At 29.5% G+C, this 26674-nt stretch carries 29 protein-coding genes; 12 read left to right on the forward strand and 17 right to left on the reverse strand.

Features of this window, described 5'->3' with window-relative positions:
* From A7L45_RS04115 to A7L45_RS04135, 6 genes are all read right to left on the reverse strand, one after another.
* Positions 1 to 945 (reverse strand): PfkB family carbohydrate kinase, encoded by a 945-nt coding sequence (locus A7L45_RS04115; RefSeq protein WP_071611584.1) that lies wholly within the window; start codon positions 943 to 945, stop codon positions 1 to 3.
* 136 nt (positions 946 to 1081) lie between these two features.
* A complete protein-coding gene (locus A7L45_RS04120) occupies positions 1082 to 2011 on the reverse strand; it encodes a nucleoside hydrolase (RefSeq protein WP_071611585.1) in 930 nt (309 codons plus the stop codon).
* A 958-nt stretch (positions 2012 to 2969) separates the two neighbouring features.
* A complete protein-coding gene (locus A7L45_RS24035) occupies positions 2970 to 3095 on the reverse strand; it encodes a hypothetical protein (protein WP_257786564.1) in 126 nt (41 codons plus the stop codon).
* Between the two features lie 439 nt (positions 3096 to 3534).
* Positions 3535 to 3795: a hypothetical protein gene (locus A7L45_RS04125; RefSeq protein WP_071611586.1), complete on the reverse strand. Its 261-nt coding sequence runs from the start codon at positions 3793 to 3795 to the stop codon at positions 3535 to 3537.
* 211 nt (positions 3796 to 4006) lie between these two features.
* Complete coding sequence (locus A7L45_RS04130; protein WP_071611587.1) at positions 4007 to 4963, reverse strand: permease prefix domain 1-containing protein; 957 nt, start codon at positions 4961 to 4963, stop codon at positions 4007 to 4009.
* A complete protein-coding gene (locus A7L45_RS04135; protein WP_071611588.1) occupies positions 4963 to 5298 on the reverse strand; it encodes a PadR family transcriptional regulator in 336 nt (111 codons plus the stop codon). Before A7L45_RS04135 ends, A7L45_RS04130 begins: the two co-directional genes overlap by 1 nt.
* A 182-nt stretch (positions 5299 to 5480) precedes the next feature.
* On the opposite strand from A7L45_RS04135, the gene A7L45_RS22745 reads away from it, so the two are divergent.
* Positions 5481 to 5633, forward strand: coding sequence for a UPF0175 family protein (locus tag A7L45_RS22745; RefSeq protein WP_151553650.1), 153 nt, complete (start codon positions 5481 to 5483; stop codon positions 5631 to 5633).
* Positions 5634 to 5761: 128 nt separating this feature from the next.
* On the opposite strand, the gene A7L45_RS24340 is transcribed toward A7L45_RS22745, so the two are convergent.
* A complete protein-coding gene (locus tag A7L45_RS24340; protein ID WP_071614861.1) occupies positions 5762 to 5836 on the reverse strand; it encodes a hypothetical protein in 75 nt (24 codons plus the stop codon).
* 158 nt (positions 5837 to 5994) lie between these two features.
* Between A7L45_RS24340 and A7L45_RS24040 the strand changes: the two genes are divergently transcribed.
* The 4 genes from A7L45_RS24040 (at position 5995) to A7L45_RS23695 (ending at position 8545) form a co-directional block, all read left to right on the forward strand.
* Positions 5995 to 6123, forward strand: a complete 129-nt coding sequence (locus A7L45_RS24040) for a hypothetical protein (protein WP_257786565.1) — start codon at positions 5995 to 5997, stop codon at positions 6121 to 6123.
* A gap of 212 nt (positions 6124 to 6335) precedes the next feature.
* Positions 6336 to 7064: a hypothetical protein gene (locus tag A7L45_RS04155; RefSeq protein ID WP_071611590.1), complete on the forward strand. Its 729-nt coding sequence runs from the start codon at positions 6336 to 6338 to the stop codon at positions 7062 to 7064.
* Between the two features lie 244 nt (positions 7065 to 7308).
* Entirely contained in the window at positions 7309 to 7833 is a 525-nt protein-coding gene (locus A7L45_RS23690) for an AlbA family DNA-binding domain-containing protein (RefSeq protein ID WP_224616769.1), read from the forward strand.
* An 82-nt stretch (positions 7834 to 7915) separates the two neighbouring features.
* Complete coding sequence (locus A7L45_RS23695) at positions 7916 to 8545, forward strand: Fic family protein (protein WP_236900469.1); 630 nt, start codon at positions 7916 to 7918, stop codon at positions 8543 to 8545.
* A 431-nt stretch (positions 8546 to 8976) separates the two neighbouring features.
* Here the strand turns inward: A7L45_RS23695 and A7L45_RS04165 are convergent, their stop codons facing one another.
* Entirely contained in the window at positions 8977 to 11628 is a 2652-nt protein-coding gene (locus A7L45_RS04165; RefSeq protein WP_071611591.1) for a hypothetical protein, read from the reverse strand.
* 835 nt (positions 11629 to 12463) lie between these two features.
* Between A7L45_RS04165 and A7L45_RS23100 the strand changes: the two genes are divergently transcribed.
* Both A7L45_RS23100 and A7L45_RS23105 read left to right on the forward strand, forming a co-directional pair.
* Positions 12464 to 12619 (forward strand): hypothetical protein, encoded by a 156-nt coding sequence (locus A7L45_RS23100; protein WP_169829563.1) that lies wholly within the window; start codon positions 12464 to 12466, stop codon positions 12617 to 12619.
* 90 nt (positions 12620 to 12709) lie between these two features.
* A complete protein-coding gene (locus A7L45_RS23105; protein ID WP_169829545.1) occupies positions 12710 to 12871 on the forward strand; it encodes a hypothetical protein in 162 nt (53 codons plus the stop codon).
* A gap of 684 nt (positions 12872 to 13555) precedes the next feature.
* Here the strand turns inward: A7L45_RS23105 and A7L45_RS04170 are convergent.
* Both A7L45_RS04170 and A7L45_RS04175 read right to left on the reverse strand, forming a co-directional pair.
* A complete protein-coding gene (locus A7L45_RS04170) occupies positions 13556 to 14068 on the reverse strand; it encodes a hypothetical protein (protein WP_071611592.1) in 513 nt (170 codons plus the stop codon).
* A 151-nt stretch (positions 14069 to 14219) separates the two neighbouring features.
* Positions 14220 to 15282, reverse strand: a protein-coding gene (locus tag A7L45_RS04175) for an IS1595 family transposase (protein WP_151553649.1) whose coding sequence is annotated in 2 segments (ribosomal slippage) — positions 14220 to 15131 and positions 15133 to 15282 — 1062 coding nt in all. Because the reading frame shifts where the segments join, the coding sequence is not laid out codon by codon here.
* Positions 15283 to 15592: 310 nt separating this feature from the next.
* Here A7L45_RS04175 and A7L45_RS04180 point away from each other — a divergent pair.
* Positions 15593 to 16015 (forward strand): hypothetical protein, encoded by a 423-nt coding sequence (locus A7L45_RS04180; RefSeq protein ID WP_071611593.1) that lies wholly within the window; start codon positions 15593 to 15595, stop codon positions 16013 to 16015.
* Between the two features lie 219 nt (positions 16016 to 16234).
* Here A7L45_RS04180 and A7L45_RS22750 read toward each other — a convergent pair whose 3' ends face one another.
* Positions 16235 to 16384, reverse strand: coding sequence for a lmo0937 family membrane protein (locus A7L45_RS22750; RefSeq protein WP_151553648.1), 150 nt, complete (start codon positions 16382 to 16384; stop codon positions 16235 to 16237).
* 263 nt (positions 16385 to 16647) lie between these two features.
* Between A7L45_RS22750 and A7L45_RS04185 the strand changes: the two genes are divergently transcribed.
* The 3 genes from A7L45_RS04185 to A7L45_RS04195 all read left to right on the forward strand — a co-directional run bounded on the left by A7L45_RS04185 (position 16648) and on the right by A7L45_RS04195 (position 18545).
* The gene (locus A7L45_RS04185; protein ID WP_071611594.1) at positions 16648 to 16857 is read left to right on the forward strand and encodes a helix-turn-helix domain-containing protein; all 210 of its coding nucleotides are present in this window, start codon (positions 16648 to 16650) and stop codon (positions 16855 to 16857) included.
* Positions 16858 to 17352: 495 nt separating this feature from the next.
* Complete coding sequence (locus tag A7L45_RS04190; protein ID WP_071611595.1) at positions 17353 to 17604, forward strand: kinase to dihydroxyacetone kinase; 252 nt, start codon at positions 17353 to 17355, stop codon at positions 17602 to 17604.
* 104 nt (positions 17605 to 17708) lie between these two features.
* The gene (locus A7L45_RS04195) at positions 17709 to 18545 is read left to right on the forward strand and encodes a nitroreductase family protein (RefSeq protein ID WP_071611596.1); all 837 of its coding nucleotides are present in this window, start codon (positions 17709 to 17711) and stop codon (positions 18543 to 18545) included.
* Here A7L45_RS04195 and A7L45_RS04200 read toward each other — a convergent pair.
* On the reverse strand, positions 18538 to 19707 hold the full coding sequence (locus A7L45_RS04200) for a YibE/F family protein (RefSeq protein ID WP_071611597.1): 1170 nt from the start codon (positions 19705 to 19707) through the stop codon (positions 18538 to 18540). The genes A7L45_RS04195 and A7L45_RS04200 overlap by 8 nt on opposite strands.
* Before the next feature lie 357 nt (positions 19708 to 20064).
* On the opposite strand from A7L45_RS04200, the gene A7L45_RS04205 reads away from it, so the two are divergent.
* Entirely contained in the window at positions 20065 to 21624 is a 1560-nt protein-coding gene (locus A7L45_RS04205; protein ID WP_071611598.1) for a purple acid phosphatase family protein, read from the forward strand.
* Between the two features lie 166 nt (positions 21625 to 21790).
* Here A7L45_RS04205 and A7L45_RS04210 read toward each other — a convergent pair whose 3' ends face one another.
* The 5 genes from A7L45_RS04210 to A7L45_RS04230 form a co-directional block, all read right to left on the reverse strand.
* Positions 21791 to 23041 carry a hypothetical protein gene (locus tag A7L45_RS04210; protein ID WP_071611599.1) on the reverse strand — a complete coding sequence of 417 codons (1251 nt, stop codon included), beginning with the start codon at positions 23039 to 23041 and terminating at the stop codon, positions 21791 to 21793.
* Positions 23042 to 23132: 91 nt separating this feature from the next.
* On the reverse strand, positions 23133 to 24377 hold the full coding sequence (locus tag A7L45_RS04215; RefSeq protein ID WP_071611600.1) for a hypothetical protein: 1245 nt from the start codon (positions 24375 to 24377) through the stop codon (positions 23133 to 23135).
* 12 nt (positions 24378 to 24389) lie between these two features.
* Entirely contained in the window at positions 24390 to 25265 is an 876-nt protein-coding gene (locus A7L45_RS04220) for an ABC transporter ATP-binding protein (RefSeq protein ID WP_071611601.1), read from the reverse strand.
* A complete protein-coding gene (locus A7L45_RS04225; protein ID WP_071611602.1) occupies positions 25262 to 26041 on the reverse strand; it encodes a hypothetical protein in 780 nt (259 codons plus the stop codon). Before A7L45_RS04225 ends, A7L45_RS04220 begins: the two co-directional genes overlap by 4 nt.
* Positions 26038 to 26553, reverse strand: coding sequence for an RNA polymerase sigma factor (locus A7L45_RS04230; RefSeq protein WP_084647350.1), 516 nt, complete (start codon positions 26551 to 26553; stop codon positions 26038 to 26040). Before A7L45_RS04230 ends, A7L45_RS04225 begins: the two co-directional genes overlap by 4 nt.
* Positions 26554 to 26674 lie beyond the last annotated feature (121 nt).

The following is a 26674-nucleotide window of genomic DNA, read 5'->3' on the forward strand; positions in this document are numbered from 1 at the left end:
TTACACCCCTTTAGAAAATTTTTTTGCTCTTTCTATTACATTTTTAATATTTAAATTTGGAGATACCGAATCGGCAACTTCTACGGTTAAACTAGCTGCTGCCTGAGTCAACATCCCTACTCTTTTTAACGGTATTGCATTATCATACTGGAAACGTGCCCATGTAATAGTTGCCGTACTACAATCACCGGCTCCATTTACGCTCACTACATGTGAATCCAAGATTGGAATACAATCCACTCCTCCTTCTCTTGAACACAAGATTCCCTTTGCTCCTAAAGATATAAAGACATTTGTTACTCCTTTTTGATGTAAAACTCTGGCTGCTTCTTTAGCACTTTCAGTATCAACAATTTTTACTCCAGTTAAGACACTTGCTTCTAATTCATTTGGTTTAAAAGTATCAATCTTATCTAAAATATTTTCAAATCTGTTTAATTTAGCAATAGAGACTGGATCTACGAAAATCGGTACAGTGCAATGGTTTGCAATCCACTCGATAGATTCTTTTGGAATATTTCCATCAATCACACAAATGGACGCTTCGTTAATGAAGTTTATACGTTTCTCCAAGAATTCAGGAGTAATATTTTCAGTGATTTTCATATCATTAACCGCTGTGACCATATCTCCTTGGTCATCGGTGATATACAAATAAGTTGAGCTTTTGGTATTAAGAATACATTCAGCATAATCTAAGTAAATATTATTCTTTTTACACTCCTCACATAAAAATTGTCCGAAATAATCATCTCCATAGACTGTTAGTAAATATGTAGGAACATCTAATTTAACTAAGTTTTTAGCAATATTCTGTCCTACTCCACCAACTGTCATATCAATCTCTCCGATATTTGAATCTTTTTCATGATATACATTTCCAGACAAACCTGCTATATCTAAATTCAGTCCCCCTATAACTACTACATAATTATCCATTAACATCTTGATACCTCCTTAACTTTATGGATAATGATAATACAAAAGTTCTAACATATAAACAAATATATAAACATTTGTTTATATTAAAATGCCAAAAAAAATCTCTAATCTACAAATACATATTGATATAATCCAAAATTTAGTATAATTTTAATGTATCGTATACTAGATTCCAAAATTTATCAAAATCTAATTTAGTAGCAACTAAAGCATTAGGTTCTTTTCCGGTATTACCATAGTAATCACATACTGTTTTTCCATAAGTTAATTCACTACTAGTTTCTATTTCTACATTCATGGGTTTCGTTTGGATAATGGTTGGATCAATTAAATAAGCTACTGTAGTTGGGTCATGTACTGGTGGTGAATCGAAGCCAAACACTTTTTTCTGTGTCATTCTAAAATATTCCATTAAATCAACAAATAAGTTTGATGCAGTATTATTTAAAGTCTTTATTCTATTTACCACTTCAATTGTTGCTAGCGCTTGTCTTGTTAAGTCTAATCCCATCATTACTATTGGTCTACCGCAAGAAAATACAACTTGAGCTGCCTCTGCATCGGAATGAATGTTAAATTCAGCTGACGGTGTAACATTTCCTAATTGATAGGAACCACCCATTAATACAATTTGTTTTATTTTTGGAACTATAAGTGGTTCTTTTTTCATTGCCATAGCAATATTACTAAGTGGTCCTGTAGGAACAAGGGTTATATCATTATTAGAATTCAACAGTATCTCTATAATTAAGTCTACTGCATGTCTACTATCTAACTTAACTGTTTGTTTTCCGAAATGTGGTCCATCAAGTCCACTTTCGCCATGTATATTATTTGCTACAACTTGTTTTTTTCTTATCATAGGTACAGACATTCCGGCAGCAACTGGGACATTATTAATTCCAACGGCACTACAAATATCTAATGCATTTTTAGTCGTTTTTTCTAGCGTTTGATTACCAGACACCACGGTTATAGCTACAAGTTCTATATTAGGATTCTTAGCTGCCAATAAAATAGCAATGGCATCATCATGTCCAGGATCTACATCAAGTATTATTTTTTCCATAAGTCTACCTCCATTATTTAACTATAAATTAGTTTAATAGTTCTTAACTTTAATCGTTTTCACAATGAGTATTTTTAGACAAATATTTTAAAGCTGAATTCATCCACATATAACGACTACATGATTATCTATTAACATCTCAATACCTCTTTTTCTTTATGAATATACTATAACACAAAATCTTTATTTTTTAAACAAATATTTGTAATATAAACATTTGTTTATAAAAGGTGCAATAAGCATAGCCACAGCTTCAATATAATTAAACTCTATTTTTATATTACGCAATGATATAATGTTAGGACATCACTTTTTTCTTATATTACTGAGAAGTCAGGTGAAAAAAGATAATATTAATGGATATATGAATCTGCTAAAAATCGTATTTAGTTTGAGATTATAATTTGCCTATAAAATAACATTATGTTGTAACTGTAAAAAAAAATTTACAGTTGTAAATTTTTTTTTACGTTTTAATTAGCAAAGTGGCTTGAAACGTTTACATGTTTTTTATTAGTTGCCGTATTTCATTAAAATTCAAGCCACTACACATAAAAAATACCTGTTGAATTAAAAGTTGAAAGATTTTGTAGAGGGGGTGGAGACTCCAGTATCATAATATTGTTGATAAAATGAATTTGAATATTAGAGTCAGTATCTATGAGATTTTCTAAATGCATTATTACAGAATGGTAAGTTAACTCGGAGTGCAGGAAAGGAAAAAATATCAAAAGAGATGGGTATGGAAATATCAGAGAAAATTTTTGAAATAAATCACTCAACAAGGTCATTTATGTTTAACTATTTAGGTTGAGTATTATTTAAGAAGTATAGAAGCTAGAGAATTAGATGAGGATAATAAAATTATGATATTTTCAATAATAGTGTTGAAAACTTGACATATTTTAAGGAAAGCCAAATTGCTTTCCTTAGTTCACATTTTACGAAATATATTGTATTATGAATTTTTTTTAATATATATTTTTAATGCCTTTATAAACAAAATCATTATGTATATGCTTAATCCTGCAACCGTTATTAAGAATAAAAAATAAAATGAACTGAATATACCAAACCTTGACATATCTTAACCTCCTAACTTTATTATCATTTGTTTGGATACTGATTTTAATAAGTACTCCGTAATCCTTTATATAGACTTATCATAAACGTTTATTAAACATAGCCTAAATAATTAATAAATCAATTTTAAATTAGCTATTTTAATGAAAACTCGAGCTTTATTATGTGTGGTTCTAAGGCGTTTACTACAAGTGGTAATTGATAAGGTAATGCTCAGGTATACTTTTTAATTTAGTCCTTTTAAATGATATATTTTTTATAATAAAGTATCAAATAAAATGATATATTCAAAAACTTAATTGCTTAATAATCTATATAAATCAATGATTCATTTAACATATAATATTCAGTTATGACGTAGTACCTGAATAAGCCAACTTAATGAAAGCTTTAGATGATGTTGATGTGTGAAATTAGAATACTGCGCTATATTCTTATGTTTATAAAAGGCGATGTATTTTTGATATTATTAAAATTGTAAGTACGAAGCTAAGAATACTACATAAAATATGTTGTATTCTTAGCTTCTTATTTTCTTTATAAAACCTCAACCCAACAAATAATTGTTGACAACCTATATTTATAAACATTAGTGGTATTACAATTTTAAAATCTACTAATTCTAACCAACCAACTATAAAAAGTATAACGACCGATATTATAAAAGGTATATTCGCTAATAACATTTGTTTGTTTTTCATTTATTAATATACCCCCTCTTATTAATTATATTAGAGTTTTGTTAATACAGATTATTTTACCAGTGTGACGTACTTTCTGAAAAGTCCGTAATAGAGATTATTTAAATTTTACCGTATTTTATACCTTAAAATGTGATAAGATTTTCAAAATTGTACATTTAAATATATGATAAAAAAGCAAGAGCCTGATTTCTCCTGATAATGTATGATATTAAAAAATTAATTGATATAACCGTTTCAATCTATATGGTTCATGTAGAAAATAGAACACTACTGATAAAACCACTATAAGAAAAAATAAAGCAATATATATAATTTTTATTTTTCTATTGTTTTTAACATTATTTGGATTGACAACGATAGAAAATATAAAGTACCCGATAATTCCTGTTAAAATTAATAGAATACACCACTTAGTATTTAGCCTTCCATATCTGTAAACATTTATTATTGACCATATTATCCATAGTACCCAACATATCATAAAAATTAAAATTGCTAACCCTAAATAAAAACCACTATAGTCCGTATTAGCAGAAGTTTTTACTCCTGTTTCTAAAAGATATTTAGTATTATTTACTGTGACTTCATGTCCAGACCTATTATTATAAGATTCGCTTTCTATTTTTTTAGGATAACTATACTTTATTTCGCCAGAGAATGGTTCATTATTTTTGCTACTATCAAAGTTTGGTGGCAATTCTTTTAGAGCAACATAAGTAAGTTGATTATTCTTATCATCTTTAAAGATTTCTTTTAGATATATATCAACACTTGCAATTCCTTCATTTATTAATTTTGTTTCTATCAATTCAATTTGAGGATTCATGGTACTAATTCTCTTAATATAGCCCTGATTTAGTATAAATGCTGTTACAAGTAATAATACGGATAGTGCTAATAAAATCAATGATGATACTCGTATTTTACTGGCAAATAATTTTTGAAAACTTAATACATGATTTAATTCATTTCTTATCTGAAATACTTCCCCAAATCTTTCTATAGCAATTTTGACGCTTTCTTCTTCAGTTACTCCATTTTCTTGAAGTTCCTTTACAGTTTGCATTAAATGATTTCTCATTTCTTGTTTTAAATCTTCTGTCTCTTTAGATGAATCACTTGCACCTCTATATATAGAATTTAGATACTTATCTATCCTATCCACTATTTTACCTCCCCCAAAAAATTATCTACAATGCTCTTGAAAAATTGCCATTCTTTCTGTGAATTTTCTAAATATTTTTTACCCTTATCGTTTATATGATGATACCTTCGCCTTCCCCCACCACTTAATGAATCGTCCCAATATGATTCTAAAAGTCCATTATTCTCAAGTCTTTTTAACACAACATACATTGTTCCCTCTTTTATCTCAAATGTTTCCTTACTTGTATTTCTTATCTTTTTTGCTATATCATATCCATATAAATCTTCTACTACTAACAGGCTCAATATTATACTTTCAATATATCCTTTTATCATCTCTTTATTTATTTCCAATTTTTCTCACTTCCTAATTACATAATAACATAAACTACTATATAGAGTAAAGTAGTTTATGATATATAATTTTACAATAAAAAAACACAGATTTAATTAAATCTATGCTTAAGTGACGAATCTTTTCTTCGTCATATTCTACGATGTCGTCTTAATTAATAGTAATTATAGTATGTTTTTATATGAATATAGCTGGAGTAACTCTTGTAGATTTTATGGATTTGCTTAAAAATAAAAATATATCTTGGAATGAATATACAGAAGATGAATTTAGACTGGATCGAATTGTATTAAAAGAGTTCAAAGATGAATTAGGTGATAGTAAAAATGACTAAAGTTGTATGCAATTGTTTTGAAATCTGCACAAGAGATTGATAGGAAGATAATATAAATGAAACAAGAGAGGACATATGGCTTCCCTTATGAACATTTCGAAATATGCATTAATCTCTTGAAAGCATACTTATTTCATTCGTTTAAAGACTGCGACAATTTCTCTACTTTTTCCATCATCTTGAGTAGTTGAGAAACACGACACTAATTCCCAACCTTGTTCTCCAAAACATCCACCTCAATTCACATATTTAATTTTAGTTAATACAAAACCTAAACACAATATTGTAAAATTGTTTTCTAATTCAATTTGACGCATTATTTCATAAGGGATTTATATGTTTTGGAGATGATGGTAAAATTATGGTCTCTAAATTGATTGAGAAAGATTGCTACGAATTATTAAATATTAGTAGCAGTGATCAAATTGCGCTTACAGATAAAAATAAAGGTTATTTAAAATGGCATGGAGACAAGATATTTAAAAGATAGGGTTAAATTTAAGATAACATTTATAGTCCAGTCGCATACATCCATTCTGATTAAAGTTAAAGGATTTTAAAAATAGGGAAGCAATATACATATAACTATGTTAAATATTTGAATAATTACATTACTATGTTGTACAATTAAATGGGGACACAATATTAGGATAAGGTTTATAAATCATAGAATTATGATTAATAAACAATAGGGAGTAAGATATGAAAAGTAGTAAGGAAGAGTTGAAAAAACGTGGTTATATAGAGGATGTTGATATTACTAATGATTATAAATTACTGACACTTGACGAATTATGTGTTTTGTTAGAATCAAAAAAAGCATTTGAAAGAACTATTGCTATAAGGCTGTTAGAAAACTGTGATAATATTTTGCAATCAGATTTAGGTATTATTTTATTAGAGACTCTTGTGAAAGAGAAATCTCTCTATACAAAAATAGAAATATGTAATGCATTAGAAAAAGGGGATAGTGAAATTGCGAAACAAATGCTTAGTTATGTGGGGAAAATAGGGGAAAATCAACATGTAAAATTACCTAATGAAGTTTCTCAAAAAATAAGTTATCCTTTGCCAAGAGATATTATAGCAAGGGTAATGGGGAAAATGAATAAATCGGTATTGCCTATATTAGTTGAAGCTCTTAACGATTATGATGTTTTTGCAATTCGAGAAGTTATTGATGGTATAGGATTTTTATGTTTTTATAATGATATTCCTAATGAATGTTTTGTTGTTAAAAAACTTATCAAGTGTTATGAAGAATATAAAGATGATTACATTCTTCGTTGGAAAATTACAATGGCTTTTTCGGCTTTTAATAACGAATTTGCAACCTATGAACTAAAAAAAATAATACGTAATGATAATGAAGAACTTATCATAAAAGAAGCAAATAGGGCATTAAAACTGATTGAAAAACTATGTAAATAATTCAAGGAATCCATTTTTGGCTTCCTTTAAAAATTGTCATATTATCAACACGTTAAATGGTATATATCTGTCACTTATAATATTGTATGGAATTGGAGCATTACTTATCATAGTATGGAAAATATGGGTGGATTCATTTTTTACTTTGAAGAAATTTGTATGCTTTGTTTGAAATTAGATAAAATATATTATATGATATAATTATAGGGTTTAAATAAAAAATTTAGAGTGGAAGTTGATATATATGAAAGTTGAAAGAATAAAAGAAATTCTCAATGGTGGAGAAAGTATAACTGTTGAGTTCAAGCAAAGTAAAAATAAATTAAATAAAGATGTTTTTGAATCGGTATGCGCTTTTCTAAATCGAAATGGAGGACACCTATTTCTTGGTGTTGAAGATAAAGGTGGTATTGTAGGAATTAATCAAGAAGCAATAGAGAAGGTTAAGAAGGAGTTTGTGACTTCTATAAATAATATTCAAAAGTTAAACCCAACATTTTATTTGTCAGTTGAAGATATTAAAGTTGATGAAAAAACAATTCTATACATTTATGTTCCGGAGAGTCCTCAAGTCCATAGATGTAATGGGAAAATATATGATCGAAATGAAGATGGAGATATGGATATTACTGATAATACAAATCAAGTTTCAGAAATGTATATGAGGAAGCAAGGAACGTATACTGAAAATAGAATTTATCCGTTTACTCAAATGTCAGACTTACGGAGTGATCTCTTTACGAAGGTCAGAAAACTTGCGGTGAATTAAAGGGCCGATCACCCATGGCTTCTAATGAATGATATGGAACTTCTAAAGAGTGCCGGATTATATCTTAAGCTATGAAAGGCTTATGCAGTTTATAGCAAAGCATTTAAATGACAAATTTTATCTGGAAAAGGACCAAAGAATAGGATTAAGAGATAAGATATTCAGAGAAGTGGTTTCGAATATTCTAATTCATAGAGAATTTTTGAATCCATTTCCCGCAAAACTCGTGATTGAAATTGATAGGGTTTTTACTGAAAATAGTAATAAGCCACATGGTAATGGTGTAATTGATCCGAATAATTTTTCACCATATCCTAAAAATCCTAAAATAGCAAAATTTTTTAAAGAAATAGGCAGAGTGGAAGAACTCGGTTCTGGTGTTAGAAATATATATAAATACAATAAAGTATACTCAGGAGCAGCACCAGAATTTATAGAAGGTGATGTTTTTAGAACTATTATTCCATTAAAACCTCAAGATGGTGAACAAGCTAGTGAACAAGGTGAGGATAATACCAGGAAAATATTGGAATTTTGCAAAACGGCTAGAAGTAGGAGTGAAATTCAAGATTTTAGTGGTATTAAAAGTAGACGATATTTTATTGAAAAGATATTAAACCCTTTGCTAAAAGGTGGTCTATTAAAGCTATCAATACCTAATAAACCTACAAGTCCTAATCAAAAATATTATAATGATAAACTGGGTAGGTAAATCGAGATATTCCATAAAAGAGGCAGGTATTCCTGCCTCTTTTATAGTTCCAGCTTTAATCTATAATAGTATCACCTTTTCTTAAAAGTGGGAAAGTTGTCATGAAATTAAAGGATTTAATTAACGTGTTCTTTATAGAAGGATGCAATTTTATGAAACCTATAAAGATATTAAAGTTGTGTCAACACTGTTGACACAACTAAGTTGGTTGAATCATATTGCCATTTTATAGGTTGCTAAGTCACTCGAAGAAAATGAAAAACCAAGTGTTGGTTGAGATATGGTGGAACATACGCTCATAATGATATTGATTTTGAATTTGGTTCATCGCTTGGTAATTTGGTGATAGTAATTGTGGACAAGTAAATTTTTTATCATGATATTGTGGATAAAATTGTTTTCTAATTTAATTATACAGCTTATTTATATAACTATTCTATCATGTTATCATCTGCAATAAAATCTATATCAACATTTTTCTCGCGAAGCTTATTAATATAAACTACTGCACACCTAAAAGTCTTTTTATTCTTTGGATTTTCTTGTCTCACTGAAAAATTCACAGGCTTATTGTAGCATTTACAGTACTGCATATTACTTAATTGTTTTTTGAAACTACTCAGTGGCAACACCTCATGAGTCACATTATGCTCTCTACAGTATTTTACAAACCTATCGTAGAAGCATGTATAATTAAGGCGAAGCACAAAATCTCCATCTAAATCAAGAACTGCATCATAGTCTATATTTCTTAAAAGTTCGTTATTAGCTGCCATACGATTCATAGTTTCGAAATTTTGTTCTATGACTGTTTTATTCGATGTTCCTCCATCTAACAAGTCCTCATAAGCCCCCCGTTCTATTGATGAAATAATTTCTTTCATAGCAAAACCTGTGCACTCCTCCATATTCAAATCAAAATCATCAAATACCCTCTTAAGTAAAGCTATACCAATCATACAGTTGGCTATAGAGTTTTTAACTCTATCATTTTTAATATCATTACCAATTAGTTTTTCTAAAATTTCATTATGGATTTCTTTGATTTTTTCCTCGCTCATTTTTAAGGCCTCCTTCAAAAGACTGACTCCAAGTTTATTAAGTAAAATAGAATTTCCCTTTAATTTTTCTAGACTTTCTTTGGTTATCTCATCAAAATAAGAAGTTGCAAATATAACTCTAAGGCTTCTTCCTATATTTGCCGTTTCCTCAATACCTACTTCTCCAGATAAAATCACTGAAGCCCTAGGAATAAAACTTCTATTTTTATCTAGGGTGGCTACTCCTTTTATTCCTTTGTAGTTATCATAGGAATTTCTCATAACCCCAGATATTAAGTCCACTTTATTTTTACCTATTATGTGAGGCTTGTACTCTTCTAAAATAAGAGGTATAAAATTACTACTGCTGGCGGTTTTGTTTAAGGCAAAGTCTGTACACTGCGCAGCATTTAATATGCCATCTTCCATGCACAATATAGGCGTAATAATATATTTTACAGCGCTGCTTTTACCACTACTGCTTTCACCTTCTATTAAAAGATGGTTATATTGTATTCTACTCTGTTTAAGCTTTTCTTTCAGAAACAAACCACATACATAACCTAATATGGCTGCAGTATTTTTAAGTATACTAAATTTAAATAAATATGGTGCAACTTCTAAAAGCTCTTCTTTTGTAATAACATCATTCTTTAGAATGTTAGTATTAAGCTCTGCATATTGATTTTGAATAGCTATATCTAAAGTGGGTTTTCCATCAGAATTTAAAGCGCCTTGCTCCGATACGAAGCACCACTGATTATTAATTTTATGAAAACCACTGTAGGTAACGCCCTTTCTTATTTCACGGGTTTTATTTGAAATAATAAATCTTATATATTGAAGGTCCTCAACTCTTCCTATATAAAAAGTTTTAAAGCTGCCCAGTGCTCTTCTAAAAGATAATACATCATCAAAATCGGAGGTTTTAAAAGTCCTCTCGCCTATAACCCCTTCCTGGGTAACAATATCACCTATAATTTGAGTATCCCCTTCATTTTTAATATAATATTTTGGATTAATAATAAAATTAGAGATATTAATTATCTGCTTTTTATAATATTTGTAGTAACAAAACTCATCTACATAAATATTACCTATAGGTTTATTCTGCACGGAGGCGCTTTCTACTGTTTCATCTGCTTTATTAACCAAAGTTATTAAATCGTCTAGAGTGCCTCCATTTCCCACCCAATCTACAATATCCCCCTTAGGTTTTAAACCTGGAAGTTCTATTATTTTTATAGATTTGACCACATTTTTTATAACACTTAGAACATCATTTGCATAAGCCTTACCACTTTCATCATTATCAGGCAAAATTACTATATTAGCACCGGTTAGTGAATTAACATAATCTGCACTATAAGCTGAAAACCCCCTAGCTCCAAAAGCAGTGGTAGTTCCTACTTGTCCTAATTTGAAAATTTCATCCACGCATTTTTCTCCTTCTACAAAGAAAATAGTTTTATCATTTTTAATGCCATCTAAAACCTTTGGTAGCTTATAAATAACATGTCGTGTACCCTTTATTCCAAAGCTCCATTCACTATTATCTTTAGCATAAGCCATGAAATCCTTCTTTCTTTTGCCATTATCCATCCACTCTCTTCTACAAATCTTATATAATATATTTCCAAGTTCATCTTCATAATAATATTTAGCTGTGGTTTTCTTTTGATAATTAAAATTTTGTTTCGTCTTGAAGTCACGGTTTTTAGAAGGATTAGGGCCCTGTGTTTCAATTTCAACATTATATTTTGTGCTTAAAAATTTCATGCTATTATGAAATCCTTCTATACCATCGGTATACTGGGCGGCAGTTAAAATGTCACCTTTAGCTCCACAACTAAAGCAAATCCAATACCTTCCATGGCTTCCCGGCACAATGGCTGCACTTGGATCCTCATCCCTATTGTTATGTGCGTTTTTATTAAAACAGGTAAATTTTCTGTTTTTATTTTTGCTACTATGTTCCATTACGTAATCTTTTAAATGATCCTGTATCTCACTAATACATCTTTCTGTAATTTTGCTAATCATAAATAACCCCCTAATTACTTTTGTGCGGCTTAGATCACTAAGCATTATCTTTATAATAAATCCCTAAAAAATAACAAGAATTGTGTTTGGATTACACTTTCAGTAAAGATATATGCTCTTGTGAAGGATATTTACAGTAAAATTATAAATTATTACTAATTATTTTCTGAAATAGTAATATTGTAAATAAATATGAGTTATGTAATTAGCTTAGTTCATTGATTTATAAGGCTTTACAAGTGATTTGCTTATTGAATTACAAATTTATCAGGGGGGTATATAATAGAGTAGAGTTTTAAAAGTTCAAAATCCATTTATAAAGACAATTTTTGCATTTATATTAATAAGGTGTTTTTGTTTTTTTGTAATATATATATATATCCATGTTTCAATGTAGGTATCTTAGGGGTTTGCGATAATTACAAGAGGTGGTAATGAATTAGAATAAATTGTAATGGAACGGTAATTAGTAGCAAATTAATGTTGTACATAAAAGCCTACGTGAAGAATAAGTACATATATCACCAAGCTTACAAACGATTATGGAAGAGGGTTCGATAAAAGTAGAAGGCGAAATGAAAAAGGCTATAAAAATAGCATAAACATATGGAAGAAGTAGAAAGTATTAATAAGAAATTATTTAACTGAAAATAATAGTTTAATTAATTGTTGACAAATAAGGTTTTTATCATGATAGTGTGGATGAAATAATTATCAACTTAGTGAAAATTGGACATAAGTAACCTTTTTAATTTTTAAAAACAAAATGGAAATTCAATGAATTCCATTTTAATATAGGATTGGTGATGATAATCCTTTGAAGTTGGTTTTTAAAATGGCAAAAAGCTTATTAGAGACGGGTGCAAGAGACGAAGATATATATGATGCAAAAATAAAATTATCAGATGAATTATCAACTCATGATAAAGTGAAAAATAATGATCAAATAAAAGCATATTTGATTATGGTGATCGATGGCAATTTAATATAGAAGTATTTGAGATGAAAAATGAAGGAAATGAAGAATGTAATCCGAAAATAATTGAAAGCAAAGGAGAACGACCACTGCAATATCCTGATTATGGGTGGTAGGCATATATGCGTAAAAGAACTAGATATCAATGCTAGAGAAGAAATGGTAAAGGAAATGTTGCTAGATGGTGAAAGTATTGTGAAAATTAAGAAGTACTCTAAGTTAAGTGAGGAAGAAATAATAAAAATAAAAAATAAGATAACTCAATAAAACAATATAAAGTACTGTAGATTAACTTCTACGGTATTTTTTTGCTTATCCATTAATAGTGATGCTTTTGCTGACGGTTATTCTTACGATGACTCCACAAGCACCCAGCAAGTTACCATGCAAGCGTATGAATAAGTAAAAGAAATTATCTTTTTAATTTTAGTTAGTTCTAATTATATTCGAAATTCAACGTAAAAACACTGTAAAATTTAATTGAATAATACGGTGTTTTAAGGGGGCTATTAGGTTTTAATAGTTGTGACGCTTTAAAAGAACAAAGCGAACTAACTTTCAGTCTTAGATTATCTCAAAATAAATAAGTCCATTAATTACTTGTGAAATCGTCAAAAGTAAAAATCCGATTATAATAATAATTAAAGTCTTTCGTTGTATCATCTTTTCATGTTCTAATAAAAAATTATCTTTATTTGCAAAAGAAGACTCTAGTTTGATGGAATTATATGATATATGCACTCCTAGACCCTGCGAGTTACAACTAAACCGATAAGCCCAAAACAAAAATATTATTCTAAGAAAAGATAATACTTTATATTCAAATAATTTATAGTAAGGCGATGACATTACTAATACATCTTTGTGTAATTTTGTTAATAATAAATAACCCTCTAATTGCTTTTGTGCGGCTTAGATCACTAAGCATTATCCCTATAATAAATCCCTGAATTAGCATTGTTTTCTATATTGATTTTTGCTTAAATAAGTCCACTTGTTTTTAATACCTTTCTCATACTTAGGAATTGCTAAATAAAATCTTTCAGGAATAATTTCATCCTTATAAATCCTATATCTTACGTAAGAACCTTGCTTAAAGTCATAAACTTTCTTAACTCCTATTGCTTCAAATTTATGTCCATATTTCTTACCATCTATGCTAAAGACAACTGAATATTTGCTTTTAAATAACGTATATTTAACTACAGGTGCAGTATAAGAAGGTAGGAATTTTATTTCACATTCCATAGCCCTAATTTTCTTTTTTAAGACAATGCAGATAACTATGAATAGTATCGCTATAACTATTCCAATTAATGAAACCCTGAAATACATAGTTTTGTTATAATGAAAAAGAGAGTCTGTACCTCTTCTACCTTTTAGCAAGCCCATGAACGGCATCCCAAATCCAATACAAACTATGATAGTAAAAAAACTGAGTAAATTATTTATTGTCTTGTACATTTACCATGCCCCCATTACTGCCAGTTATAACTTCTTCAAAATTGTCTCAGAGTATTAACATTTCCTCTTGCATCGCACCGTAATATATTACTATTGTGTTCGTATTAAAGTATACAACATAGTAATGTAATTATTCAAATATTTAACATAATTAAATATAAATTGCTTCCCTAATTTTAAAATCTTTTAACTTTGTATCGGAGTGAGATGTATGCGACTGGACTAATAAATGCTTGGTCTTTTCAGTATCCTTCTCTGTATTAAAAAACTGTAACCATTTAAACCAGTACATGTAGTTAGCAAGATATTTTGTGGCTACACTATGAAAACTATACATCCATTCTTTTAGTTTGCTATGAAAAGCATTTATATGCTGTATATGGTAAATGCCTTCCTTATGCTTCCCACGTTTAATTTGTTGTAGTTCAACACCTGAATTTTGTGCAAATCTAATATAACTCTTGTGTGAATCAGTACAAAGGATAGATTCATCCTCAATCCTGCCTGTAAAGAGCCTTTCTAAATCTGTATGTTTCATCCTACCTTTACATATTAGTTCAGTCATAATAATTCCTACTCTATCAATGGCACATAGTACACAAACCTGTTCCTTTGATATACCCCTTTTTCTCTTTTCATCCTTACTACTCCTACTGCCTTTAACCCCACGTTTATGAGGTTCTCTTGGAATTATAAACGTAGTGCTTTTCTTATGATTTCCTTGAAAGGATTCTCTGAAAAACGCCTCGTCAACTTCTATAACCCCACCAACATTACCAATACACATATACACTCTGATAGCGTCTAAAAACTTATGCCTCCAATAAAAAGATGTGGGCACACTAATCCCAACTATCTCGGCACATTCTCTTATGGAATAACCATTTATCATACATTTAGAATATAATATCCACTTTTTAATATCTTTCTTACTGTTGTAACGGGGTGAACGTGTAAAATCAGTAAATGTCTTTCGGCAGGACTTACAGATATATCTTTGTTTGCCATTGAACTTGCCATTTCTTGATACTTCCTCATGCCCACAGTGGGGGCAGACTTTTCCCCTTGGAGAATCGGTTCTCTTTAACCTCGTTAGTAACCTCGGTAGCAAAAGAGCCTAATACAATAACTTCTTCAAGATAATTTAATATTTCTTCCTGTCCTGTTGTTCCTAAAGCCTCTAAATCTTTCTTTACTGATGCTACACTTGGCATAATAAGGCCTCCGTAATCCTTCATATAGTCTTATTATACCTAAATATTCAAAAAATATAAATTTTCAACATTTATCTTAAACATAGCCTTGTTTTTTTGTAATATATATATATATATTTATGTTTCAATGTAGATATCTTAGGGGTTTACGATAATTACAAGAGGTGGTAATAAATTTGAATAAATTGTAATGGTAGAGAGCATAGGGGTGTAATGAATTAATTAATGTTACAATTCAATGTTGCAAAGTAGATTGTAGCATTGAAATTTAATTATGTAATATAATACAACAATAAGAAGGTAAAATATTATGATAGAATGTTTAAAAGATTTCTATGCATTAGATAATATTTTTAATACAAGTAATAACACCAATTATAAATTTAAAAATTTAATTGGACTTAATAAATATGAATGTATACATCCAGTTAAACAAAGGAAAGTTTATGAAATTGCTAATCTATTATTAAAAGATAATGTTGGTAAGTACATCACTGATATTATAGTGTTTGGTAGTGCCACAACTCTTTTTTGTAGTAGCTTTAGTGATATTGATATAATTGTTTTAGGTGATTTTTCTGAGTTTTATCCAACTGTAGATTTACACGAGTTTGGAGAAATTGATTTATTTGGATATAATAAAAAAATATTCCTTAGTGATATGGAAAATAACAATTTTTATAGGAATGCTTGGCTGAAAGGGGTAAAAGTATATGAGCAATTATTGATATAATGTAAATTTTAGAGAATCTAAAGAGTATATTTTAATTATATATACTGCAGCATTTGAATTGCTTAATCAAATAATGTTGATGCAAAGTAGATAATGTTAAATATTAAAGCCTGCAGTTTATATATTTAGACTGCAAGTTTTAATATACTCGTATATTCAATCTAATATTTTTTACACCTAACGTAGTTAAGTTCTTTTTTTTGTTATCACCTAGACTTTCTAGCGTCTTCTTCCACCAATAAGATCAAAAACAAATATAATTACAGCGATGACAAGCAACGTGTGTATCATGCCCCCACCAATACTAAATACAAATCCCAATAACCATAAAATTATCATTATTCCTACTATCATTCTTAAAAGTCCCATATAGATCACCTCCTTGTAAACAATATTTTAAAAATTTGAACGTCAAAATCTAATATAAGATTAAATATCTTATTATTGGATTAATTTGTTACACATAAATGCAGCGGGCCATCAGGATGTTGCCATAGATAATATGCAAACAGAATGTTATAATTATAACATGACTAATTAACGTTATAAGCTATCATTTACGACATAAAACGACAAACATATTAAGAAAATGGTTTTATTTTATTCTAATAATTAAGGGGATGTGTGATGCTATGTATAAATTTAAATTTAAACTTGAAGCAGTGAGAAAACTCAAAGGTATGACCCAAAAGAGATTAGCATATTTATCAAATTTATCACAAAGCCATATTAGCGAGTTAGAAACAGCGAAGCAAAGTCCCACATTAAAAACCGTAGAAAACTTAGCGGATGCACTAAAAACACATCCAGATAAATTATTAGAGGTAGATACAAATCATTAATAGAAAAGGGAATTCAATAAAATGAATTCCCTTTTAATATATATACATATTTAATTTTAAACTAAGTAGAGTATAGTAATTTATTTTAATATAAGTTATTTTTCTTTGTCTTATCACATATCATAAAGAACTCTTATTTACAAACTTTTACTACCCTCTAAAAACTCTGAAGATTTAATTTGATGCAATGGACTATCCCCTTTCTATTAGCGATTATTTTTACTTTATCTAATGAAGGTTAACAGTTAATTATGCTTCTTTGTTTATGAGATAATAATAACATGGTAATCAGTATTTGTAAAGACTTATTTTTAATTAATAATAAATATTGATAGGTATTAACTTAAAAGAAAGATATGTTATAATACTATTAAGTAAGATGACACTATATTAAGCAAATATATTACTTCACAGTAGCATTTTAAAAAGCAATTTCCATATGCTTTGCAGATAAATAATAATTTATATAATAGAAACAGCAAAGGAGAGTGTAGTATGATCGAATACAAATTTGATACCCAATTATTAATAGAAGGACATAATCTTTCAGAGGATACAATAAACGAATATATTACAAATAATTTTGAAGGTGATTGTTTGCTTGCTGTCGGTGACGATGAATTAATTAAAATTCATTTTCACACCAATACACCATGGAAGGTGCTTGAGTATTGTACTAGTTTGGGAGAAATTTATGATATCGTTATAGAAAACATGGAACGTCAAACCCTGGGGCTTAAAGGTTAAATGCATATGAACTTTTAAAAATAAAATAAGGTTAAAATTGAAATTTGAAAGGTTAGGGGTATAGCTAAGCTAAAACTCAATGATCACATAAAGGGGGAGTAAGTATGGAATTTGAAAAGTCAGTTATTGAACTTATAAAGATGAGGACATCAAGCAGATCATTTGATCAAGAAAATATTGAAAGTTTAACCCTTAAAAAGCTAAAGGATTATATTAAAAAGAGTAATGAAGAAACAAAATTAAGGGCTAGGGTTATAGTTATACAAAGTAATGATAATGATTCTAGGAAAGCAAAAAAATTAGGGACATATGGGGTTATATCAGGTGCTAATTCATTTATTATTGGAATATTTGAAAAAGAAGAAAAAGATGCGCTTAAATTTGGGTATTTATTCGAAAAAATTATTCTCTTCGCAACGGATTTGGGGCTTCAAACATGTTGGCTCGGTGGAACTTTTAATAAGGGGAATTTTGAAGAAAATATGAGTTTAGTTGATAATGAATTCATACCTATAGTTTCTCCCGTGGGAATAAAAAAAGAAAAGCCTAGAGTTTTTGAATCAGTTATGAGAAAAGTTATTGGTGCTAATAAACGAAAACCATGGAGTGAATTGTTTTTTGAAACTGATAGTTTAGTACCATTAAGTGAAGGGAGTGCAGCTCAATATGCCGTTCCGTTAGAGATGGTAAGACTTGGACCTTCTGCTTCAAACAAACAACCTTGGAGAATTATAAAGGATGAGAATGCATATCACTTTTTTCTTTGCAGAACAAAAGGCTATGGAGTAGCTGGTTATGATATGCAAAAAAACGACATTGGTATAGCTAAATGCCATTTTGAGTTATCTGCAAATGAACTTGGCTTAAAAGGCACGTGGGTAGAAATAAAAAATATAAGTACACCAAATGACTGGGAATACTGTTGCAGCTGGTCTAATTAATATTTTTCTTTTCATTTTTAATCCAGCCTGGAATAAGTTGCGAGGAAATATAGGCTATAATTGGAACAGTTAAAATCACAGCAAAACTACCAGTTAAGCCTTCAAGTACAACTATGTTCACCATATCCATATTAAACAATTGATTGTTAGTTAAATTGTAAGAGTAAATTACTATAAACATGCTAAGTGAAGTACCTGCAAACGCAAGAATAAGGGTATTTGCCATGGTTCCCATCATATCTCTGCCTACATTCATACCAGATATGAATAGTTCTTTTTCAATAAGTTTAGGGTTTAATGAATATATCTCTTGTACGGAAGAAGCAATAGATATACTAACATCCATTACAGCACCAAGGGAAGATATTAGGATTCCAGCTATTAGTAACCATTGAACTTGCATGTTTGATTGTGTTGAAATCATATTTAATGATTCCACATCTGCCATATTAAATCCTGATAGATGAGATAGAGTGCAGATAAGAGTGGTAATACTACCAGCAACAAAGACCCCAAGTATGGTACCTAAAACAGCTGATACCGTTTTGGCACTCCACCCATTTAGTAAAAATAATGTAACACAAGAAGATATAATTACCATCAAAATCGAAGCCAAAATGGGCGAATATCCTCTGTATATTATTGGAAGAAACATATAAAAGATAAGAATAAAAGAAATTAAGATACCGATAGCAGATCTCACGCCTTTCTTTCCACCAATTAAGCACAATGCTACAAAGAATATTAAAATAAAAACATATTGAACAGGCGCTCTATAATAATTGTAGACGGTCACTGCATACATATTTGGGTTTCCAGTATCCACATCCACAATAATCTTCATTCCTTGACTAACGTAGACATTGTGAGTATCTGATAAAAAGTTTGTAATTGTCTTAATGTCTCCTTTATGTTCTCCTGTAAGAATCTTTATTTTTATTTGTTGAGTGCCAAGATAAATCTTAGTTGCATTTGGATAACTTTTTAAAGATTCATTTTCCACAACCAATACCTCTGCTTTTTCATATTTAACATAGGAAGTAGAATTTTGATTATTATGGGTGAAGCGAGTACTAGAATTTAGAAAATACAGAAAAAGGGAAAATAACAATATACCTATAATTAAGGTGGTAAATTTAAATGCTCTTGAAGCTTTTAACATATCTTTCCTCCAGACAAATTTTTAAGATGTGATTCGCAAAATAATTTACCTTAATTATATATTAGTTATAAAATTAAATGGTAATGTCCTTGTAAAGCTTGTGTTAAGTTAAGTGAACTATATAAAAATCTCAAAATTTATTTTCTCAATTAATAATACAATGTATTTCAAACTTTACATATATTTAACATATACTTTACACAAATGGGAAAGAACAAAATTCCGATCGCTGATATAATTAAGCCATTAGGCGACGCTTATTATTACAAGATAATATATATAAGGAAGGTGTAAAAATATTAAAAGTATCTATGAAATGATTAGCGTACCAAAAATAAGTAATGAGGGGTAGATTTCATGAAAAAAGTTAAAAAAATAGGAGTGTTAAGTTCCCTAATTGCATTTATATTTGTATTTATATTAGCGACAAATGGAATATTTGGATCAAATAGCAAGACAACGATAGCTTTAGCTGCAGGTGTCGATACTACTATCACAGATATAGCATTAACTCCAGGTAGCGATCCAACGCAATTAAATTTTGCTTGGTATTCTGCGAATAGTACAACTTCTAGTTTAGTACAAGTTGCATTAAAGTCTGATATGAGTGGAACCACATTCCCTATTGATAAGGCAGTAAACTTTAAGGGCACTAGTACTGCAGGAAATGAAGGCCATTTCTCTAACAAGGTAACTGCAACTGGATTTAAAGAATCTACAGCTTATGTATATCGCTTAGGTGATGGTACTAATTGGAGTACAGTTAATAATTACACTACTCATAGTACAAGCCAGTATAGCATATTAGTAGCTGGTGACCCACAGATTGGTGCAAGTGGTAGTGTAGCAAGCGATGGAGCAGGTTGGGGTGATACAATGAACAAAGCTTCATTAAAATTTCCTAATGCCAGCTTCTTACTATCAGTAGGAGATCAAGTTAATAATGGTAAAGAAGTTGCTGATGCGACTACAAAAAAAGAAATTAATGAATCAGAGTATACACAATATTTTAGGCCAACTCAGTTTACAAGTTTACCAATAGCCGTTATCGCAGGTAATCATGAAACTTACGGAGATGGACATATGTCTCACTTTAATGTACCAAATATGTCAACAACATATGGTACAGTTGCAGGTTCTGGGTCAGTTACAGGTACAACAGGTGGAGATTCTTACTTCACATATGGTAATACTTTATACTTGATGCTTAATAGTAATAACGTAAGTGAAGACGGTCATATGGCATTTATGAAAAGTGCTATTGCAGCAAATCCAAATGCAAAATGGAAGGTAGTTTCAATGCATCATTCTGTATATAGTTCTGCAGATCATGAAACAGATGCAGACATAATAACAAGAAGAACAATTCTTCCAGCAATGTTTGATACTCTTGGAATTGATGTAGTTTTAGATGGCCACGATCATTGTTATACTAGAACAAATCAAATGTTAGGTGGAGTATCACAGAAAACTACAACAGATGCAAATGGAGCTGTTGTAAACCCTAAAGGAACACTTTATATGACATTTAACTCTGCCAGCGGAAGTAAATATTATGAGATGCAATCACCTGACCTTAATGGTACTTATGAAGCTGTTAAACAACAAATTCATGTTCCAACTATTTCACTAATGAGCGTAACAGGTAATAATTTAACAATTTCAACATATAGAACTGACACAATGGCACAAACAGATACTTACACAATAGCTAAAGCACCAACAACTAATTATGATTCAATGGCTAATGGTACTGTACTAATAGGAACAAAAGCATTTGCTTTAGATTATGCGAATGACCCATTAAATGCGCAGGAAATCAATAATGCAGTAGTAGGTGGTGGAGTAATTTATGTTAAAAATTTTTCAGGTAATTGGATAGACAATCTTACAGGATTAGCATCAATGCCAAAATAGTATTTATTTTAACCTTTTTAGAATAACTGAAAGTTACACAATGTACTTGTGTAACTTTCAGTTTTTGGCTTTATAATTATAGAATCAATTTAGGTATCATTCACAAAGGTATGGATATGTTCAGTAATGGTAAGCCCAATATTAACAACAAAGTAACTAAAGTCACTTATTGTACTTGATGCTTTCGAAAAGCATTTTTTACAAAAGGTAAAAAAACAATTGCCATGACTCCATAAACTACAATACGCATTAAGATTAAGCTTATAGTTAATCCACCAAATGAATAAGACAAATAAGATGCAAATTCATCAGCTGTCAGTGATTTATAAGGCAATAAATATAGAATACCACTAAATACTCCATTATCAGCTCCCGGCTTCATAAAGAATGAAATAAGTAAAATTACTACATCAATTATCAAAACAGTGAAAGGTGTCTTAAGCCTCACTGATAGCATCATTGTAAAAGATACAATGCCAATCATAACTGCATAAGAAACACAAATACATATAAAAGTACATGAAGCAAATGTAACTGGATAAGGTATTATTGTATTATGAATTTGCATAGGTAAATTCCAGCCTTCAATACCAAAACTCAAAAGTGGTATAGCTACTGCAAAAATAACATTCAAGAAAAATACCATAGTAGCAAATGCAAATGCTGATATTATTTTAGCTGTAATTACTTTTGTCTTTCCATATTTAGAGGCTAAAATAACTGCATCAGCTCCACATTGATATTCTCCAGCAAAGACTGGTGCAATAGTTATACATATAACTAGGAGTGTAAAGATTAATGTTCCCAAATTACTCAGTATTTCGTACCAGCCTTTATAATAACCATATGTATATGGCTCTTGAATTTTAGAGCTTTTATTAAGCCAAAAAGTTTTCTCTTGTGCAGAATAATTTCTATCGCCCTCATTCATATTTAGGAGCGCAGAAATTTTATTGTTTCTAGTTTCATAGAACTTTGAGCCCTCTTGTAAGTTAATATTAAGTAAATTCGAAAGGCCTAAATTCTCATCAGGCTTTTCGTAATTTTGGGATATCATTGAAAAGTATTGAAATTTAGGACTCACATACTTAATATAAACATTCTCTTTAAGAGAAGGCTCTCCAAGTTCAGTTTTTATAATATTTTCAGGCTTGGAAAATAACTTCTGATATTCTTTAATGGCTTTTGTAACTTTTTCTTCTGTTATTGTACTAGAAAAAAATTCTTTTGATTGTTCTTTTTTTAAAGCTATTGCCTTAAATCCTGTGTATTGATTTCCTTTTGTGTCATAGGCTTCAAATTGTATAATAGGCAAGGTAAAAAAGATAATAGTAAGTATTACACTGATTAAAACAGTTATAATATTTATTCTCTTTTTTGCTAACTTCTTAAATTCAAATGTCATTAAACTAAACATAAAATCTCCTTCCTATGCTTCTAATTTAGGAACATGAAAATGATACAAGTATTCTAAAGATGGTGCTACATTAACTACATTGTCCATTGGCTTATTGTACTTGATGTTTACGAAAAGCATTTCTAATAAAAGGTAAAAAAATAATTGTCATAGTTCCATAAACTACAATACGCATTAAGATTAAGCTTATAGTTAGTCCTCCAAATGGATAGGACAAATAATACCTAAACGCACTATCCAGTGATTTGTAAGGCAATAAATATAGAATATGATTAAATAATCCATTATCAGCTCCTTGCTCCATAAATAATGAAACAAACAAAATTATTACATCAATTATCAAAACGGTGAAAGGTGTCTTAAACTTAGCTGATAGCAAAAGAGTAAAGGAGAGCATGCCAAGCATAACTGCATAAGCAGTGGCAATACTTATAAAAGTACCTGAAGCAAATGTAACTGAATAAGGTATTATTATATTCTCAATTTGCATAGGTAAATTCCAGCCTTCAATTCCAAAACTCAAAAGTGGTATAGCTACTACAAAAATAACATTTAATAAAAATACCATGGTAGCAAATGCAAACGCTGCTATTATTTTAGCTGTAATTACTTTTGTCTTTCCATATTTAGATGCTAAAATAATCACATCAACTCTACGTTGATATTCTCCAGCAAAGACTGGTGCAACAGTTATACATATAGCTAGGAGTACAAAGATTAAAGATCCCAAAACACTCAGTATTGAGGACCATCCTTCATAGTAACCATATGTATATGGCTCTTGTATTTTAGAACTTTTATTAAACCAAAAGGTTTTTTCTTGTGCAGAATAATTTCCACCTTCATGATTCATATTTAGGAGTGTGGAAATTTTATTATTTCTAGATTCATAGAACTTTGCTCCATTTTGTAAGTTAATTCTACGTAAGTTCGAATCATCTGAATACTCACCAGGCTTATTGTAATTTTGAGATATCATGTAAAAATAATCGGATTTTGGATAAACATAACGACGGAAGACATTATTTTTAAAATAAGTTTCTCCATTATCAGCTTTTATAATATTTTCAGGCTTGGAAAATAGCCTCTGATATTCTTTAATGTCTTTTGTAATTCGGTCTTCTGTCATTTTAATAGAACGCTCTTTTACATTTTCTTTTTGTAATGCTATTGCCTTAAGCCCTTTATAATCATTGCCTTTTGTGTCAGTGTATTCAAATCTCATAGTAGGCAATGAAAAAATGATAATAGTAGCTATTACACTGACTAAAACGATTATAATATTTGTTCTCTTTTTTGCTAGCTTCTTAAATTCAAATTTTATTAAACTAAACATAACATCACCATCCTATGCTTCTATTTTATATTGAAAATGATATAGGTATAAGTCTTCTAAAGATGGAGCTACATTAATTGCACTATCCATCGGTTTCTTATTACTAACTATTCTCAAGTCTACAGAGTTATCACTATTATGTTGTAGATTTATAATACAATGCTTAGCACAAAATTTATCTGTTTCTGATTTTGATACTGTGCAGTTCCATACACTATTTTCAATTTCTTTTGTTAATCCCTCAACTGAATTTTTTGCAATAATAGTTCCATTTTTCATTATAAGTATTTCATTAGCTATATACTCCACATCAGATACAATATGAGTAGACAAAATTACTATTTTTTCCTTAGAAAAATCTGATATTAAATTACGAAAGCGTACTCTTTCTTTGGGATCAAGACCAGCTGTTGGTTCATCTAAAACTAAAATTTTAGGATCGTTTAGTACCGCCTGTGCAATTCCTAATCTTTGTTTCATTCCACCTGAAAAGGTTCTAATCTTCTTATTTGCAACATCAGAAAGGCTTACCAAGATTAACAACTCTTTAGTCTTATCCTTTGCAAAACCTGGCATTAATCCCTTTAAAGATGCAACATACAACATAAATTCTTTAGCTGTAAAATCTGGATAGTATCCAAAATCTTGCGGAAGATACCCTATTAAATCTCTATACTCTTCCCCCATATCTATATTATTTTTACCATTTAACTTAACTTCCCCTGAAGTTGGCGTTAACACACCACAAATTATTCTCATTAAAGTAGTCTTTCCAGCGCCATTAGCTCCCAAAAGACCATATACACCCTCCTTTAAATCTAAAGAAAGTTTATCTACTGCAATTTTATTTCCATACTGTTTTGTTAATCTTTCTATTGATAAATTCATATAATTTCCTCCTTAATAACCTCATCAAACAAACCTAATCTATTCCACATTGTCTTCATTTCAAGAGCAAAAATAACTGTAGTAATTGCATGCATTATAATCCAGCTTAATATAAAATCCTGTGCATAAATTCCTAAATCATTAAGCCTTCCTAAAAGAAGGATTGTAATTAATAAAGCACTATAAGTGACACAGGCATAATTAAGTTCATTACCATTAAAATACTTCATAAGTTTCATACAACCTATACACACTAAATTAAAAGGTACAAGGGTATACATAATAACTCTAAGTATACTTATATTCATTAAGTTACCTGCAAATATCATCATAATGATTAATGCAATACAATCTGTTATACCCAATATAAGCATTTTTGTAACTAAAACCTTTTTCAATGAATTCTTTGTGGAAAATTCAATTTCCAACATGCTTTTATTGTAAACCCTTGATATTTCATCAACATTAACAATGAGTAGGAGAGGAGCTAAAATTGATATTAAAGAAAAAGTTCTAAAGTTTAAAGAGTCCTGAGCTCTTATATTGTAAAAACCTAAGCATAGCAATCCTAAAATTATAATTTGAAATATCCAGGTTCTTTTTCTAATAAAACCAATTTGTGATAAAATAAATTGCTTATTGCTTGCTCTAAATTTCGGTATACTTAAAGAATTTTCATGAATAAACTCAATTACCCTCATAGGTGCATCATTGTCATGACTAGGTACATCATAATTATTTAACATGTCCTTTATTTCTCTTTCTTTCTTATTCATATTTGTCCTCCTTCCATATTTTCACTAATTAATTTCATTGCTTTTTTTAACCTATATTTGGTTATAGAAATACCTGAATTCATAATTTTAGCAATATCTCTAATCTTTAAATCGTGATAGAACCTTAAAATTATTATTTCATGTTCCTCCGTGGAAAGCTTGTCCAAAACTTCATTAATCATTACCTTATTTTCTAAATTAGAAATTTCTTCTTCAGAAGAACCCTCTTCTACTTCTTTTAAAATATAATGGGATTCTTTCTTGTAAAAGTCTTTGCATATGTTTCCTGCAATTACATAAAGATAATTTTCAAATTTTCCATAATGATTGTAGTTTCCAATGCTTTTTATTACTTTCATGAATACTTCTTGTGTTAAATCTTGTGCAGTCTGCTTATTATCTACATGCCGATAACAATAGTAGTATACTTTTTCATAATACTTTTTTACTAAATCATCAAATAAATGCATTTTCCCGTTTTTAATCTCTGATATTAACTTAGTATCGTCCACTATTATCACCTCCAAAACGTTTCATACACTATAACGATTGTAACTATAAAAAAGTCAGTTTGGTAAAAATATTTTCTAAAATTAATTATTTTAAACAAAAAGAAGTAGGAATACATTAAAA

Source organism: Clostridium estertheticum subsp. estertheticum (assembly GCF_001877035.1).
GTDB lineage: Bacteria > Bacillota > Clostridia > Clostridiales > Clostridiaceae > Clostridium_AD > Clostridium_AD estertheticum.